Source organism: Streptomyces sp. NPDC057010, assembly GCF_042673805.1.
Lineage (GTDB): Bacteria > Actinomycetota > Actinomycetes > Streptomycetales > Streptomycetaceae > Streptomyces.
In genome coordinates this window covers 1-15105 of sequence record NZ_JBHUSC010000057.1, presented here as the reverse complement: position 1 = coordinate 15105, position 15105 = coordinate 1, and the positions used below count along the sequence as shown (strand labels likewise).

The 15105-nt window shown below is 73.1% G+C and carries 15 protein-coding genes and 1 riboswitch; of the genes, 8 read left to right on the top strand and 7 right to left on the bottom strand.

Annotated features, from left to right (window positions below; genetic code table 11):
* Positions 1-150 precede the first annotated feature (150 nt).
* Positions 151-1554, top strand: coding sequence for a DUF6923 family protein (locus tag ACFTXQ_RS31180; protein WP_382647263.1), 1404 nt, complete (start codon positions 151-153; stop codon positions 1552-1554).
* Between the two features lie 66 nt (positions 1555-1620).
* On the opposite strand, the gene ACFTXQ_RS31175 is transcribed toward ACFTXQ_RS31180, so the two are convergent.
* On the bottom strand, positions 1621-2262 hold the full coding sequence (locus ACFTXQ_RS31175; RefSeq protein WP_382647260.1) for a hypothetical protein: 642 nt from the start codon (positions 2260-2262) through the stop codon (positions 1621-1623).
* 140 nt (positions 2263-2402) lie between these two features.
* Here ACFTXQ_RS31175 and ACFTXQ_RS31170 point away from each other — a divergent pair, with 140 nt between their 5' ends.
* The gene (locus tag ACFTXQ_RS31170; protein WP_382647257.1) at positions 2403-2705 is read left to right on the top strand and encodes a hypothetical protein; all 303 of its coding nucleotides are present in this window, start codon (positions 2403-2405) and stop codon (positions 2703-2705) included.
* A gap of 37 nt (positions 2706-2742) precedes the next feature.
* Here ACFTXQ_RS31170 and ACFTXQ_RS31165 read toward each other — a convergent pair whose 3' ends face one another.
* From ACFTXQ_RS31165 to ACFTXQ_RS31155, 3 genes are all read right to left on the bottom strand, one after another.
* Positions 2743-3831, bottom strand: coding sequence for a prenyltransferase (locus tag ACFTXQ_RS31165; RefSeq protein ID WP_382647254.1), 1089 nt, complete (start codon positions 3829-3831; stop codon positions 2743-2745).
* A complete protein-coding gene (locus ACFTXQ_RS31160; RefSeq protein WP_382647251.1) occupies positions 3828-4580 on the bottom strand; it encodes a class I SAM-dependent methyltransferase in 753 nt (250 codons plus the stop codon). Before ACFTXQ_RS31160 ends, ACFTXQ_RS31165 begins: the two co-directional genes overlap by 4 nt.
* A gap of 67 nt (positions 4581-4647) precedes the next feature.
* Positions 4648-5970, bottom strand: a complete 1323-nt coding sequence (locus tag ACFTXQ_RS31155; protein ID WP_382647248.1) for a glycosyltransferase family 4 protein — start codon at positions 5968-5970, stop codon at positions 4648-4650.
* A gap of 239 nt (positions 5971-6209) precedes the next feature.
* On the opposite strand from ACFTXQ_RS31155, the gene ACFTXQ_RS31150 reads away from it, so the two are divergent.
* Positions 6210-6842 (top strand): TetR family transcriptional regulator, encoded by a 633-nt coding sequence (locus ACFTXQ_RS31150; RefSeq protein ID WP_382647245.1) that lies wholly within the window; start codon positions 6210-6212, stop codon positions 6840-6842.
* 28 nt (positions 6843-6870) lie between these two features.
* Here ACFTXQ_RS31150 and ACFTXQ_RS31145 read toward each other — a convergent pair whose 3' ends face one another.
* From ACFTXQ_RS31145 to ACFTXQ_RS31135, 3 genes are all read right to left on the bottom strand, one after another.
* Positions 6871-7479 carry a hypothetical protein gene (locus ACFTXQ_RS31145; RefSeq protein WP_382647242.1) on the bottom strand — a complete coding sequence of 203 codons (609 nt, stop codon included), beginning with the start codon at positions 7477-7479 and terminating at the stop codon, positions 6871-6873.
* 108 nt (positions 7480-7587) lie between these two features.
* Entirely contained in the window at positions 7588-7821 is a 234-nt protein-coding gene (locus ACFTXQ_RS31140) for a ferredoxin (protein WP_382647239.1), read from the bottom strand.
* Positions 7821-9284 carry an aldehyde dehydrogenase gene (locus ACFTXQ_RS31135; protein WP_382647236.1) on the bottom strand — a complete coding sequence of 488 codons (1464 nt, stop codon included), beginning with the start codon at positions 9282-9284 and terminating at the stop codon, positions 7821-7823. The genes ACFTXQ_RS31140 and ACFTXQ_RS31135 overlap by 1 nt, the downstream gene beginning before the upstream one ends.
* Before the next feature lie 184 nt (positions 9285-9468).
* On the opposite strand from ACFTXQ_RS31135, the gene ACFTXQ_RS31130 reads away from it, so the two are divergent.
* The 5 genes from ACFTXQ_RS31130 to ACFTXQ_RS31110 all read left to right on the top strand — a co-directional run.
* Complete coding sequence (locus tag ACFTXQ_RS31130) at positions 9469-10566, top strand: MBL fold metallo-hydrolase (protein WP_382647233.1); 1098 nt, start codon at positions 9469-9471, stop codon at positions 10564-10566.
* Positions 10567-10646: 80 nt separating this feature from the next.
* Positions 10647-10787, top strand: a riboswitch (cobalamin riboswitch).
* A 114-nt stretch (positions 10788-10901) separates the two neighbouring features.
* A complete protein-coding gene (locus ACFTXQ_RS31125; protein WP_382647229.1) occupies positions 10902-12167 on the top strand; it encodes a prenyltransferase/squalene oxidase repeat-containing protein in 1266 nt (421 codons plus the stop codon).
* Positions 12167-12823 carry an SCO2322 family protein gene (locus tag ACFTXQ_RS31120; protein ID WP_382647227.1) on the top strand — a complete coding sequence of 219 codons (657 nt, stop codon included), beginning with the start codon at positions 12167-12169 and terminating at the stop codon, positions 12821-12823. The genes ACFTXQ_RS31125 and ACFTXQ_RS31120 overlap by 1 nt, the downstream gene beginning before the upstream one ends.
* Entirely contained in the window at positions 12820-14115 is a 1296-nt protein-coding gene (locus ACFTXQ_RS31115) for an energy-coupling factor transporter transmembrane component T (protein ID WP_382647224.1), read from the top strand. Before ACFTXQ_RS31120 ends, ACFTXQ_RS31115 begins: the two co-directional genes overlap by 4 nt.
* On the top strand, positions 14112-15105 hold a 994-nt coding region (locus tag ACFTXQ_RS31110; RefSeq protein ID WP_382647221.1), incomplete at its 3' end, for an ATP-binding cassette domain-containing protein. The genes ACFTXQ_RS31115 and ACFTXQ_RS31110, both read left to right, overlap by 4 nt.

Sequence of the window (15105 nt, the reverse complement as noted above, 5' to 3'; positions counted from 1 at the left end):
AACGTTCCGATGATCGGAAAAACACCCCGGCATTTCTCTGGTGCATTGGAGCGAACTCCCTACTCAAAGCCCGAGCCGCGATATTCGACCCCACATTCCTTGTGCTGATCCTTGTCCGTCACATCCGCCTTGCGTGAAAGGTGCATGTTCGTGATTCGAGGAACCAACGGGCCGAAGCACGGAAAGCGGCGGCTGCGCGCCCTCTCGGCACTGAGTGCGGTGGGAATCGTCGCAGGAATCGCCGCCGGCCTGCCGGCGTCACCGGCCGGCGCCGCCCCGGCCCCCGGAGCGGCTGTCGCGCAGAACCCGTCCCACGGGAAGAACGGTGTCGAGTGCGACGGAAAGGTCTACGCCTCGTTCGGTGACGTACCGGGAGCCGACCAGCTCTACACCGCCGACAGAGGGCCCGGAACGTACCGGTTCACGCCGCTGGGCACCCCGCCGGAGTCCCTCTACAACGCCATCGGCGTGAACCCGCGCGACCGCTTCCTCTACGGGACCACGTTCGGGGACACGAACACCGAAAACCACCTGCTCCGCTTCAACCGTAATGGCGACGCCACCGACCTCGGTGCCCTTACCGCCAGCCCCGGTGTCGATTTCCCCGCCGCCCTCTACATCTCGGGCGCGTTCGACGACAAGGGCCACTACTACATCCTGGCCGACGACACGGACAGGATCTTCATCGTCGACGTCAAGACCCGCAAGGTCACGGGCTTCATCGAGGTCCCGGGGCTGGACGACCCGACCCTCGACATCTTCGACTTCGCGTTCCGCGACGGGTTCCTGTGGGGCTCGACCCAGGACGGTGCCATCGCGCGCATCCGTATCTCCGACGGAACCCTGGACCTCTTCCCCGGGGTCCTTCCGGGCGGTTCCGACTTCGGCGGCGTCTTCGTCTACGGCAACGGCGATCTCGGACTCTTCCGCAACGTCAACGGAGAGCTCTTCCGGGTGCACGTGAAGAACGCGACCTCCGCCGACCCCGAGTTCACCATCCTGTCGACGCAGGACCAGGACCCCCAGCAGGAGCTGGTGAACCTGGACGCCACCTCCTGCTTCCTCGACTCCAAGGCCGACCTGGCGGTGGACAAGACGGGCCCCAGGGAAGTCACGTCCGGCAGCGAGATCACCTACCGCATCACCGTCACGAACGTGAGCGGGGACGAGGACAAGGACAAGCACCCCGGCAAGCACCCGGGCAAGCACCCGGGCAAGGGCAAGGACCACGGGAAGGGCAAGGACAAGGACAAGGGGAAGGACGACGGCACGGGTGACTCCTCCGGCTGGACGCTGACCGACCAGCTCCCCGCGGAGCTCGTGTCGCCCACCACGTCCACCGAAGGCTGCGAGATCACCGACGGCCTCCTCTCCTGCACGGGTGGCCCGCTGGCGAAGGGCGACAGCGTCGAGATCGAGGTGACCGGCACCGCGGCCGACGTCGCGGAGCCCACCACCGTGAGGAACACCGCCACCGTGTTCGGCGACGACAAGGACCCGCGCAAGGGGAACGACACGGACACCACCTCCACCCTCATCACGCCCAACCCGTAGTGCCACGGCGCCGGCCGGGGTCCGTCGGACGGGCCCCGGCCGGTGCCGGCGGGAGTGGCGCTCCCGCTATCCGCCGAGCTGCGACAGGCTCGGCACCTGGTCCGTCACCTCGGCGCCCGCGCTCTTGCCGGCGCTCTTGACCCCGTCGATGACGTTCTTGAAGGAATCGATGTCGGCATCGCCCGCCTCGCCCTTGCGGAGCTTGCTGCCGAGCCCCTTGAGGGACTCGATGCCCGCGGTCAGCGGGCCCATCGCCTTCGACAGGAGCGGGTCGCCCTTGGCGTTGTCGGCAGCCGCCTTCAGCCGGTTGTAGGCGAAGGCGCCGGCGAGGCCGGCCTTGATCAGCGCGAACGTACGGCCCTTCGCGCCCTTCTTGAACTTGCCGTCGCGGAACGGCTTGACGATCCACTGGTACGTGGCCCCGGCCGCGAGCCCGGCGTTGGCGACGAAGCGCGTCTTGGCGAACTTCTGCCGCTCGGCCGACGTGCTGGGCGACGGCTCCGCGGCCGCCAGCTCATCCGCCTCGTCGGCGGCCGGCTCGGCGGCGGCGAGGGCCGCCAGATCCGCGACGGCGGCCGACGTCACCTCTTCCTGCCGCCCCGCGCCACCGCCGCTGCTGCCGCATGCGGTGGCACCGGCGACCAGCGCGGTGGACAGGACCAGCGCCGTGAGGGCGCGACGGATTCGGACGGTGGGGGGTACGGCCACGATTGCCTCCGGGGACTGAGGTGTCCCCCGCAGCCTCCCCCCCGCCCCCGGCCCGCACCACCGGGGCGACCCGTTCGGGTTCACCGCGCCGGGTTTACCGCGCCGGGTTTACGCCGCGTCCGGGCGGCAACACGCGCTGTATGAGAACTCACAGTCGAGTACGCCCCCGCGGGAGCAGTCAGGCAGGCCGGGCCGTCGCACTGGTGGCGGACGTGTTCGCCTTCGTGATCGGCCTGTGGATCCTGCTCTACCTCCTGGACGCCAACCAGGGCAACGGCCTGGTCGACTTCATCCACGACGCCGCCACCTGGCTCGCCGGCTGGTCCTACGACCTGTTCACCTTCAGCCGTGAATGGGTCCAGGTCGTGATCGGCTACGGCATCGCGGCCGTCGCCTACGTCCTCATCGGGCACGCCGTCGCCGGCTGGCTCTACCGTCGCTGAGCGGGTGCCGGCGCCGGCACCCGCTCCCGCTCCCCGCTCACCCGCAGCAGTCGGGCTCCAGGCCGGCCGGCAGCGAGCCCCCGCCGAACACCTCGGCGGTCGCCTCGTCCCCGCCCAGCGCGGCAACGGCGAGCAGCAGCGACCCCGCCGTCCACGTCGTCTGCTCCACGGGCCACACCGCGCCGTCCTGGAACACGTACCCGGTCCAGTACATCCCGTTCTCGGCCCGCAGGTGCGTGATCGACCGCAGGATCTCCAGCGCCCGGTCCGACTCCCCCATGGCCCACAGCGCGAGCGCCAGCTCGCAGGACTCCCCGCCCGTCACCCAGGGGTTCGGCAGGACGCACCGCACCCCCAGCTCCGGGACCACGAACTCCTGCCACCGCTCCTCGATCCGCGCCTTCGCCTCGGCTCCGGCCAGCGCCCCGCCCAGGACCGGGTAGTACCAGTCCATCGAGTACCGGGACTTGTCCAGGAACCGCTCCGGGTGCCGCCGTATCGCGTGCCGCAGCGCCCCCGCCGCCAGCTCCCAGCCGGGCTGCGGCTCCTCCCGGTGCTCGGCGATGGCCAGCGCGCACCGCAGCGCCTGGTGGATCGAGGACGATCCCGTCAGCAGCGCGTCGGTGACGGGCGAGCCGTCGGCCTCCCGCTTCCAGCCGATCTCCCCGCCCGGCTGCTGCAGGCCGAGGACGAACTCCACCGCCGCGTACACCACCGGCCACATGCGGTCCAGGAAGGTGTCGTCGCCGGTCGCCAGGTAGTGGTGCCAGACCCCGACCGCCACGTACGCGACGAAGTTGGACTCCCGTCCCGCGTCCTGCGGCTCGGCGGTGTCCACGCCGTCCGCCCGGTCGGCGTAGGCCGCGTACCAGGAGCCGTCGTGGTTCTGGTGGGCCGCGAGCCACTCGTACGCCTTCTCGGCGGCCGCGTGCTCCCCGGCCGCGTCCAGCGCCATCGCGGCCTCGGTGTGGTCCCACGGGTCCAGGTGGTGGCCGCGGAACCACGGTATGGCCCCGTCCGCCCGCTGCGCGGCGAGGATCCCGGCGACCGTCTCGGCGGCCTGCTCGGCGGTCAGCACCCCGTTCAGGACGAGGTGTTCGGGTGCGGTGCGCTCCGGCGAGCTCACTGGGCCGAGTCCGCGGGACCGGCCGCGCCGACGGGCAGGTGCGGCTTCGTCGCGTACGCCACGAAGCTCTTGCCGATCACCGGGTTGAGGGCCTGCTCCGCGAGCCGCGTGACCAGCGGCTTCTTCATGATGTCCCAGACCAGCAGCTTGTGGTACGCCTTGACGGGCAGTGCCTTGTCGTTGTCGACGCCGAAGGCGCACTTGAGCCACCAGTACGGGGAGTGCAGCCCGTGCGCGTGGTGCGTCCCGTACGGCTTGAGGCCCGCGGCCTCCATCTTGCCGAGCAGCTCGTCCGCCTTGTAGATGCGGATGTGGCCGCCCTCGACCTCGTGGTAGGCGTCGGAGAGCGCCCAGCAGATCTTCTCGGGGCCGTAGCGCGGGACGGTGATGGCGATGCGCCCGCCGGGCTTGAGCACGCGCACCATCTCGGCGAGCACGCCCTTGTCGTCGGGGATGTGCTCCATCACCTCGGAGATGATGACGACGTCGAAGGACTCGTCGGGGAAGGGCAGCGCGAGCGCGTCGCCCTCCATGGCGGTGGCCGTCGCGCCGGCCGGGGCCTCGCCGGCCTCCTTCATGGCGGCGAACCACTTGGCGACCTCGCGGATCTCCTCGCCGTTGCGGTCGACGGCGACCACCTGGGCGCCTCTCCGGTAGCACTCGAAGGCGTGCCGGCCTGCGCCGCAGCCCAGATCGAGCACGCGGTCGCCTGCGGCGAGCGGGAACCGGGAGAAATCGACGGTCAGCACGGGGTCCTGCCTTCGCTGTCGCGGGGGTGTTCGGGGTTGCACATGAGCTGGCGTAGGTAAGGGGAGGTCACCGGGCGCGGCGGGGCGACGCGGCCGCCTGCGCCTGCGCGATGGCGGCGCGGTAGTGCGCGGCCGTGGCCTCGGCGGCCTTGGCCCAGGTGAAGCGGGTCAGGACCCGTTCGCGGCCGGCCGCGCCGAGGCGGGCCCGCAGTTCGGGGTCGCCCAGCATCCGGCCCAGGGCCGCGGCCAGGGCGCCCGCGTCGCCGGGGGGCACCGCGAGGCAGGTCTCGCCGTCGGGTCCGGAGACCTCGGGGATCGCGCCGCCGGTGGTGGCGACGAGCGGGGTGCCGGTGGCCATGGCCTCGGCGGCGGGCAGCGAGAAGCCCTCGTAGAGGGAGGGCACGCAGGCGACCTGCGCGCTGCGCACGAGGTCGACGAGTTCGGCGTCGGTGATGCCCTTGACGAAGCGGACGGCGTCCTGGAGCCCGTACGAGGCGATGGCGCGGGCGACCGGCCCCTCCTCGGCGCGCTTGCCGACGACGACGAGGTGAGCCTCGGGCTGTTCGGTGCGCAGCTTGGCGAGGCCCTCGATGAGGTGCACGAGGCCCTTGAGCGGGACGTCGGCGCTGGAGGTGGTGACGATGCGGCCCGGGACCTCGGCGACGGAGGCGTCGGGCGACCACAGGTCGGTGTCGGCGCCGATGTGGACGACGTGGATGCGGCCGGACTCCACGCCCAGGTGCTCGGCGATCTCCTGCTTGGAGGAACCGGAGACGGTGAGGACGGAGGGGAGCCGGCGGGCGACGCGGCCCTGCATGCGCGTGAAGGCGTACCAGCGGCGCACGGAGGCGCGCTTCTTGCGGTCCTTCGCGGCGGCGAGGTCGAGTTTGCGGTCGACGGTGATGGGGTGGTGGATCGTCGTCACCAGGGGTGCGCCGAGGTCCGCCAGCAGCCCGTATCCGAGGGTCTGGTTGTCGTGGATGACGTCGAAGTCACCGGCGCGGGCGGCGAGATGGCGGCGGGCGCGCAGCGAGAAGGTCAGCGGCTCGGGGAATCCGCCGGTCCACATGGTGGCGACCTCAAGGGCGTCGATCCAGTCCCGGTACTCGTCGCGCTTGGGGGTGCGGAAGGGGTCGGGCTGCCGGTAGAGGTCGAGGCTCGGGAGCTCGGTGAGCGTGGCTCCCGTGTCGAGGACCGGGTAGGGCTGTGCGCCGATGACCTCGACGGAGTGCCCGAGTCGTACGAGCTCGCGCGAGAGGTGGCGGACGTAGACGCCCTGGCCGCCGCAGAACGGGTTCCCCTTATAGGTGAGGAGTGCGATACGCAGCGGGCGGTCGCCGTCGGTGGCGGAACCCGCGAAAGGGCTCTTCACCATGGCCTCAGCGGTCACTCTCGGCCCCCATCTCCCTGCACTTTCGCCGGAGCGTAACCGCTCGGATAATGTAGAACAAGTTTCAGACTTGATCCGTCGAAGAGCATTGAATCTACCGGCCGGAAACCACACCGTAAGAGGCGGAGCAGGTGATTCGCGCCACGGCTGCGGCGCCTGCGATGCTGACCCCCGGACCAGCCCGGAATCAGCACCCCGCATGCCCCTGCAACGACACGGAACGCCATGGAACGGGACACATGACAGCGGAAGCGAAAGCCGTCAGCACGGTCACCACACCGGCGTCCCCTCCCCTGACGGAACGCCAGGAGGCGCGCCGCCGCCGGATCCTGCACGCCAGCGCCCAGCTGGCCAGCCGGGGCGGCTTCGACGCGGTCCAGATGCGGGAGGTCGCGGAGTCCTCCAGCGTGGCCCTCGGCACCCTCTACCGGTACTTCCCGTCCAAGGTGCACCTACTGGTGGCCACGATGCAGGACCAGCTCCAGCACATGCACACCACGCTGCGCAAACGCCCGCCGGCGGGCGACGATCCGGCGGCGCGGGTGGCGGAGACCCTGATGCGGGCCTTCCGGGCCCTGCAGCGGGAACCGCACCTGGCGGACGCGATGGTCCGTGCCCTGACGTTCGCGGACCGCAGCGTGAGCCCGGAGGTGGACACGGTCTCGCGGCTGACCACGGCGATCATCCTGGACGCGATGGGCCTGGAGGCCCCGCCGACGGCGGAACAGCTCTCGGCGGTCCGGGTCATCGAACACACCTGGCACTCGGCCCTGATCACCTGGCTCTCGGGCCGCGCCTCGATCGCCCAGGTCAAGATCGACATCGAAACGGTCTGCCGCCTGATCACCCTGACGTCCCCGGAAAAGTCCTGAACCGGTCGGTGGGGGCGGGGATCAGGGGTCAGGGGTAGCCGGCTTCCTGCAAGCAGACGGAGATGATCCGCTGCCGCTCCTCCGGCGTCGCCGTCCCGGGAACCCTGGCGGCGCAGTTGGCCTCCGCCTCGGCGCGCCCGCTTTCGTTCGGGTCGACCTGAGGGGTCGGCCGGTCGGGCGGCTCGACTTGCGGAGGCTGGTCGGCCGGCGGGTTCGGCTCGACCGGCTGGGGCCGCTCGGTCGGAGTCGGTTGGACCTGGGGAGGGGTCCAGGGGTAGCCGTACTCCTGCATGCAGGCGGACATGAACCGCTGCCGGTCCTCCGGCGTCGCCGTCCCGGGGGCCCTGGCGGAGCAGTTGGCCTCGGCACGCTTGGCTTCGTCCCCCGGGGCGACCGGCGCCGGCGGTGACGGCGGGCGCGGAGACGGCGGGCGCGGTGACGGCGGGGGCGGAAGCGGCTGGTGTGCGGCGCCCGCGGCCCGGCCCTCGCCGGCGGCGCTCGGAGCGACCGCCGCCGCGGGCTGGGCGACCAGCCCGCCGACCACGAGGACTTGTGAGAGGGCGAACGCCGCGAGGAGCGGCCGGGCAACCGGCTTCGGACGGCGGCAGCAGTGCATGGCCGCGACCTTTCTGAGCAAGTGCCTTCGTATCGCTCTTTTCAGTCAACGGCCGCCCCCGGGGAATGTCAATCGGGGCCCGAACGGGCGGATCCGGCCCCGGAACACGAGTTCCGGGGCCGGATCCGGCTACTCCTCCGGCGGGAAGACCGGTTCGCCCGTCGCCGCCAGCGTGATCATGATGGCCTCGACCGGGCAGCCTTCCGCCGCCGTCAGGATCGGCTCGTTCGCGTCCGTTTCCGGGGTGCGGGGATGGGACTGGCGTGCGGAGTCGAGGCTGAAGCCGTCCGGGGCGTGGTTCACGCACATGCCCGAGCCGATGCAGACGCCCCGGTCCACCTCGACCTGCCAGCGGTCTCCCATCAGGCACCCGCCTCGTAGCCGGCCGGCAGGTGGATCATCTTGTGCTCCAGGTACTCCGACAGGCCCTCGGGGCCGAACTCCCGCCCCACACCGCTGTTCTTGTAGCCGCCGAACGGGCCGAGCATGTCCAGGCTGAAGGTGTTCACGTTGAAGGTGCCCGTCCGGATACGGCGGCCGAAGTCGATGCCGTGGTCCACGTCGCCGGTCCAGACGCTGCCGCTCAGGCCGAAGTCGGAGTCGTTCGCGATCCGGGCCGCCTCCTCCTCGTCCCCGTACGGGATCAGGCAGACGACCGGGCCGAAGATCTCCTCGCGGGCGATCCGCATGGAGTTGTCCACGTCGCCGAAGAGGGTGGGCTCCACGTACCAGCCCCGCTCCAGGCCCGCCGGACGGCCGCCGCCCGCCAGGACCTTCGCGCCCTCCTCCTGGCCGATGCGGATGTAGTCGAGGGAGCGCTGCTGCTGGCGCCGGGCCACGAGGGGGCCGAGCTGGGTCGCCGGGTCGAGGGGGTCGCCGACGACGAGCGCGCCGGCGGCCGCCGCGAGGGCGTCGGCGATCTCGTCGTAGCGGCCGCGCGGGGCGAGGACGCGGGTCTGGGCCACGCACGCCTGGCCGTTGTTCATCCAGGCGGCCGGGACGATCCCGGCGATGGTGGTCTCCAGGTCGGCGTCCGGGAGGATGACGGCGGCGGACTTGCCGCCGAGTTCGAGGGTGACGCGGGTGAGGTTGCGGGCGGCGACCTCCATCACCCGCTTGCCGGCCGCGACCGAGCCGGTGAAGGCGACCTTGTCGACGCCCGGGTGACCGACCAGGTACTCGCTGACCTCCCGGTCGGCGGGCAGGATCGACAGCACGCCCTCCGGCACCCCGGCCTCGCGGGCGATGTCGGCGAGGATGAAGGAGTCCAGCGGGGACTCGGGGGACGGCTTGAGGATGACCGCCGAGCCGCTGAGCAGCGCCGGGGCCAGCTTGGCGGCCGCCACGAACTGCGGGACGTTCCACGGGATGACGGCCGCGACGACGCCGACCGGCTCGCGGCGCACCAGGATCGGGCCGAGCACGCCCTGGCGGTACTCCTCGTACGGGTAGGCGCGCGCGACGGTGATCGCGGCGTCGTAGACCATCATCGGGCCGAGCGCCTGGGCGAGGACGCTCCAGGAGTACGGCGATCCGTTCTGGGAGCTGATCGAGCGGGCGATCTCCTCGTGCCGGACGGCTATGGCGTCCTTGATGCGGGTGACGACGGCGATCCGCTCGTCGAGGGACATCCGGGGCCAGGGGCCCTCGTCGAAGGCCTTGCGCGCGGCCTCGACCGCCCGGTCGACGTCCGCCTTGGAGGCGTGCGGCACGGAGCCGATGACCTGCTCGGTGTGGGGGGAGACGACCTGGATCGTGTCGGTGCCCTGCGGATCCGTCCATTCCCCGCCGATGAACAGTTGTCCGTGTTCCACGAGCTCGGTCATGGCTGATGCCTCCTGCGGCTTGGCGTTCCAGAACTGATACCAGTTCTAGTTGGAGGAGTCCACGGCCAGGACGGAACAGCCGGGAAGATCCAACGACTAGTCAGGAGCCCTTGAAGATGGTCGACTTGGGCTACCAGTTCAAGTGGAACAAGTTCTCGTTCCAGGAGCCAGACAGGGGGACCTCATGCCAGAGGACAGGTCACAGGACATCCCGCGAACCACTCCGCAGGACGCCCCGCAGGACGCCCCGCACGTGACCGACCACGGCGGCGGGGTGTGGGCGGTCAAAGTCCCCATCCCCGACAATCCGCTCGGCCACACCCTGGTCCACGTCCTCGACACCGACCGCGGCCCGGTCCTCGTCGACACCGGCTGGGACGACCCCGCCTCGTGGGACACCCTCGTCGCCGGCCTCGCCGCGCTCGGCACCGCCGTCGCCGACGTCCACGGCGTCGTCATCACCCACCACCACCCCGACCACCACGGCCTGTCCGGCAAGGTCCGCGAGGCCTCCGGCGCCTGGATCGCGATGCACGCCGCCGACACGGAGGTCGTCGTACGGACCCGGGGCGCCGAGCCCGGCGTCTGGTTCGACTACATGAGCGAGAAGCTCGCCGCCGCCGGAGCCCCCGAGGAGCACATCGCCCCGCTGCGCGCCGCCCGCGCGAGCGGCCGCATGCGCACCCTGCCCGGGCTGCGGGCCGCCGTGCCCGACCGGGAGATCGTCCCCGCCGAGCTGCTGCCCCTCGCCGGGCGCCGGCTCCGCGCGATCTGGACCCCGGGCCACACCCCCGGCCACGTCTGCCTGCACCTGGAGGAGGAGCACCCGGCGAACCTCCCCGGCAACGGCCGCCTCTTCTCCGGCGACCACCTCCTGCCCGGGATCTCCCCCCACATCGGCCTCTACGAGAACCCGGAGGACACCCGCGTCACCGACCCGCTCGGGGACTACCTCGACTCCCTCGAACGCATCGGCCGCCTCCGCCCCGCCGAGGTGCTCCCCGCCCACCAGCACGCCTTCACCGACGCGCCCGCCCGCGTACGGGAGCTGCTGGACCACCACGAGGAGCGGCTCACCGGCCTGTGGGCGCTGCTGGCCGAGCCGCTCACCCCGTGGGGGCTGGCGGAGCGGATGGAATGGAACCGGCCCTGGGAGCAGATCCCGTACGGCTCCCGCAACATCGCCGTCTCGGAGGCCGAGGCCCACCTGCGGCGGCTGGTGAAGCAGGGCCGCGCGGAGGCCGTCCCGGGCAGCGACCCGGTGACGTACCGGGCCCTGTGAGCCGCGCCGCCGGGCCCCGCCGGGCCCGCCGGTAAGGGGCGCTGCCGCCCGGCGCCACCGGGCACGCGGGCTACGGGCCGGTAGAGTGAGGCCGTCGTCCACACTTTCGTACGGGGGGAAGCCGGTGCAATTCCGGCGCTGACCCGCAACCGTGACCCACCCCCGGCGCCACACCGGCGCCGCCCGGGCGGGGAGCCGGAATGCCCCGTACCGTCAGTGCGCGGCTCGCGTCGCCGGGGCCCCCGGCGGCCGGCACCGTCGAGGTAAACGGAGCCGGAGCCCGGTGCCTGTGCGTGCCTGCCTCCCGCTCCCCAGCAGGAGAGGCACCCGCCCCCATGATCGTCCGCCGCAGCGCCGCCGCGCTCGCCGCCTCCGCCGTGCTGTGCGTGGGCGCGGCCCCCGCAGCCCTCGCCGACACCGCGCCGCCCGCCTCCCCCTCCGCGCCGCCCGTGATCCCCTCCGGGCTCTACGGCAAGAACGACCCGACGTACGACGGCGTGTGGCGGCAGTCCTTCGCGCTGCTCGCCCAGGACACCGTCGGCATCAAGCCCGCCGCGCAGGCCGTGGACTGGCTGACCGGCCAGCAGTGCGCGAACGGCGCCTTCCCCTCCTTCCGCGCCGACACCGCCAAGGCCTGCGACGCCTCGACGTTCATCGACTCCAACGCCACCGCGGCCGCCGTACAGGCGCTGGCCGCGGTCGGCGGCCACGACGAGACGGTGAAGAAGGCCGTCGGCTGGCTGAAGTCCGTACAGAACGCGGACGGCGGCTGGAGCAACAGCCCCGGCGGCGCCATGGACACCGGTACGGACGCCATCTCGACCGGCATCGTGATCAGCGCCCTGGTGGCGGCCGGCGAGAAGCCGGCCGAGGTCAAGTCGAAGACCGGCAAGTCGGCGTACGAGGGCCTGCTCCCCTTCCAGCTCGGCTGCACCGCCGAGCCGGCCGCCGACCGGGGCGCCTTCGCGTACCAGCCGGCCGACGGCAAGCTGCCCGCCAACGCCCACGCGACGGCCGCGGCGGTGCTGGCCGGCCTCGGCAAGGGCGCGGCCGTCGTCCCGACCGGTACGGACACCCCCGCCGCGGCGCTGACCTGCCCGGCGGCGGACCCCGCCGACCCTGCGGCCGCCGCCCAGGGCGGGGCCGGCTACCTGGCCGAGGCCCTGAAGAAGGACGGCCACCTCACGGCCGTCACCCCGGGCGCAGACCAGCCGACCCCGGACACCGGCAACACCGCCGAGGCGGTGATCGCCCTGGCCGCGGCCGGACACAAGCAGTCGGCGGCGGGCGCGCTGGAGTGGCTCAAGGGCAACTCGGCGCCGTGGGCGAAGGGCAGCCCGGCGGCCCTCGGCACGCTGATCCTGGCCGCGCACGCGACGGGCACCGACCCGAAGTCCTTCGGCGGCGCCGACCTGGTCTCGGAGCTGAACGCGACCGGCCCCGCCCCGCAGGGCGCGGACACGAGCGCGACCGAGGTGAAGAGCGAGAAGGGCGAGGGCTCCGGCAACCAGAACGTGTGGTGGATGATCGGCGCGGGCGCCGCGGCCGGTGTCGGCATCGGCATCCTGCTGAGCGGCCGCCGGAAGAAGAACCGGCTCTGATGCGCCGCGTTCCCGTACCGGCCCTCGCCCTGGCCCTCGGCCTCGTGCTGACCCTGCTGGCCGCCGCGCCGGCGCTGGCGTCGAGCTACCGCTACTGGTCGTTCTGGGACGGCGCCGGCGGAACGTGGGCGTACGCCACCGCGGGGCCGTCGACGGCCCGCCCGGCGGACGGCTCCGTGCAGGGGTTCCGCTTCGCCGTGAGCAAGGACGCCGGGGACCAGGCGGCGCAGCCGCGGGCCGCGGCCGACTTCGGAGCCGTGTGCGGGGCCACCGCGCCGGTGGAGGGCCGCAAGCGGGTGGCGGTCGTCGTCGACTTCGGCGTCCCGGCGGACGCCCCGGCGGGCGACGCCCCGCCGCAGGCGGAGCCGCGCACGGCCTGTGCGCAGGTGGCCCCGGAGGCCACGGCGGCCGAGGCCCTGGCGTCGGTCGCGAAGCCGCTGCGCTACAACGGCGCGGCCCTGCTGTGCGCGATCTCGGGCTACCCGGAGCAGGGCTGCGGCGAGCCGATGGCCGACGCCCCGGCCCCGTCCGCCGTCCCCTCGGCGGACGGCGACACCGGCGGCGGCCCGTCCGCCGGGCTGCTCGCGGGCCTCGCGGCGGTGGCCGCCCTCGCCGCGGCCGCCGTCTGGCAGTCCCGCCGCCGCCGCTCCCGATGACGCAGCCACCAGGCGGCACCCGGCCGGGGCCGGCCACCCGCGGTCGACCCACGACCCGCACGGGTGGTGCGGGTGGGTATGCCGGCCGGCCGCAGGCCGGCCGTACCCCCACCGGAGCCGCACCCGGCGACGGGACCCCGCCCCGGCGGAGCCGCCCCGCGGCGCACGACCCCTCGCAGGGGCCTACGTACAAAAAATGGAAGGCTCCCGAGGCCCGCCGCGCGACGTCCCTGCACGCGGGAGCCTGGTGGCTGTGGGCCCTCGGTCTCGCCACCGCCGCCTCCCGGACCACCAACCCGCTGCTCCTCGGCCTGATCGTCGGCGTCGCCGGCTACGTGGTCGCGGCCCGCCGCAGCTCCGCCCCCTGGGCGCGCTCCTACGGGGCCTTCCTCAAGCTCGGCCTCTTCGTCATCGGCCTGCGCCTCCTCTTCTCCATGCTGCTCGGCTCCCCCATCCCCGGCACGCACCTGCTCTTCACCCTCCCGGAGGGCCCGCTCCCCGCCTGGGCGCAGGGCATCCGCTTCGGCGGGAAGGTCACCGCCGAGCAGCTGGTGTTCGCCTTCTACGACGGCGCGAAGCTGGCCGCCCTCCTCGTCTGCGTGGGCGCCGCGAACGCCCTGGCCAATCCGGCGCGGCTGCTGAAGTCCCTCCCGGCCGCCCTGTACGAGGCCGGGGTCGCCGTGGTCGTGGCCATGACCTTCGCGCCGAACATGGTCGCGGACGTCGCCCGGCTGCGGACCGCGCGCCGGCTGCGCGGCCGCCCCACGGGCGGGGTGAAGGCCATCCTCCAGATCGGCCTGCCGGTGCTGGAGGGGGCCCTGGAGCGTTCGGTCGCGACGGCCGCGTCGATGGACGCGCGCGGCTACGGGCGTACGGCGCAGGTCCCGCCCGCCGTCCGGCACACGACCAACGTCCTCACCCTCGGCGGCCTGCTCGGCATGTGTGCGGGCACGTACGGGCTGCTCGCCGCGGAGGGCGCCGCCTACGGGCTCCCCGTGCTCGGCATCGGCCTGGCGGCGGCGCTGGCCGGGCTGCGGCTGGGCGGGCGCCGGTCGGTGCGGACCCGGTACCGGCCCGACCGGTGGGGCGTGCGCGCCTGGCTGGTCGCCGGCTCGGGTGCGGCCGTCGCCGCGCTCCTCATGTACGCGGGCTCCGCCGATCCCGAGGGCCTGCGGCCGGGGGTGGTCCCGCTCGTCGCGCCCGCGCTGCCGCTGTGGCCGGCGGCCGCGGTCCTGATCGGCCTGCTGCCCGCCTTCGTGGCACCCGTACCGCCCAAGGAGGCATCCCCGTGATCCGCTTCGAGCAGGTCTCCGTCAGGTACGACGGCGCGGCCGGTCCCTCGCTCCAGGGCGTCGACCTGGTGATCCCGGAGGGCGAGCTGACGCTGCTGGTCGGCCCGTCGGGCGTCGGCAAGTCCACGCTGCTGGGGGCGGTGTCCGGGCTCGTACCGCATTTCACCGGGGGCACGCTGCGGGGTCGGGTGACGGTGGCGGGCCGTGACACCCGCACGCACATGCCGCGGGAGCTGGCGGACGTGGTGGGGACGGTCGGCCAGGATCCGCTCGCGCACTTCGTGACGGACGTGGTGGAGGACGAGCTGGCGTACGGGATGGAGTCCCTGGGCCTGGCACCCGCGGTGATGCGGCGCCGGGTGGAGGAGACCCTGGACCTCCTCGGCCTGAACGAACTGCGCGACCGGCCGATCGCCACCCTCTCCGGGGGGCAGCAGCAGCGGGTCGCGATCGGCTCGGTCCTGACGACGCATCCGCGGGTCCTGGTCCTGGACGAGCCGACCTCGGCGCTGGATCCGGGGGCGGCGGAGGAGGTGCTGGCCGTGGTGCAGCGGCTGGTGCACGACCTGGGGACGACGGTCCTGATGGCGGAGCACCGGCTGGAGCGGGTGGTCCAGTACGCGGACCGGGTGCTGCTCCTGCCCGCCCCGGGCGCGGCCCCCGTCCTCGGCACCCCGTCCGAGGTCATGGCGGTCTCGCCGGTCCACCCGCCGGTGGTCTCCCTGGGCCGCCTTGCGGGGTGGTCCCCGCTCCCCCTGTCGGTCCGCGACGCCCGCCGCCTGGCCGCGCCGCTCCGCCACCGCCTGGCTCCCGCCGGGGTACCCGGTCCTGCGACCCACCCGTCCGCCCCGGACCCCGCGCCTCAAACGCCGGCGAGGCTGGATTTGCCCCCGTCCGCACCTGGCTGCGGTACCTCCGGGCAATCCAGTACGCCGGGCGCAAAGGTGCAGGCTGACGCCGGCCGAAATCCAGCCCCGCCGGCGTTTGAGG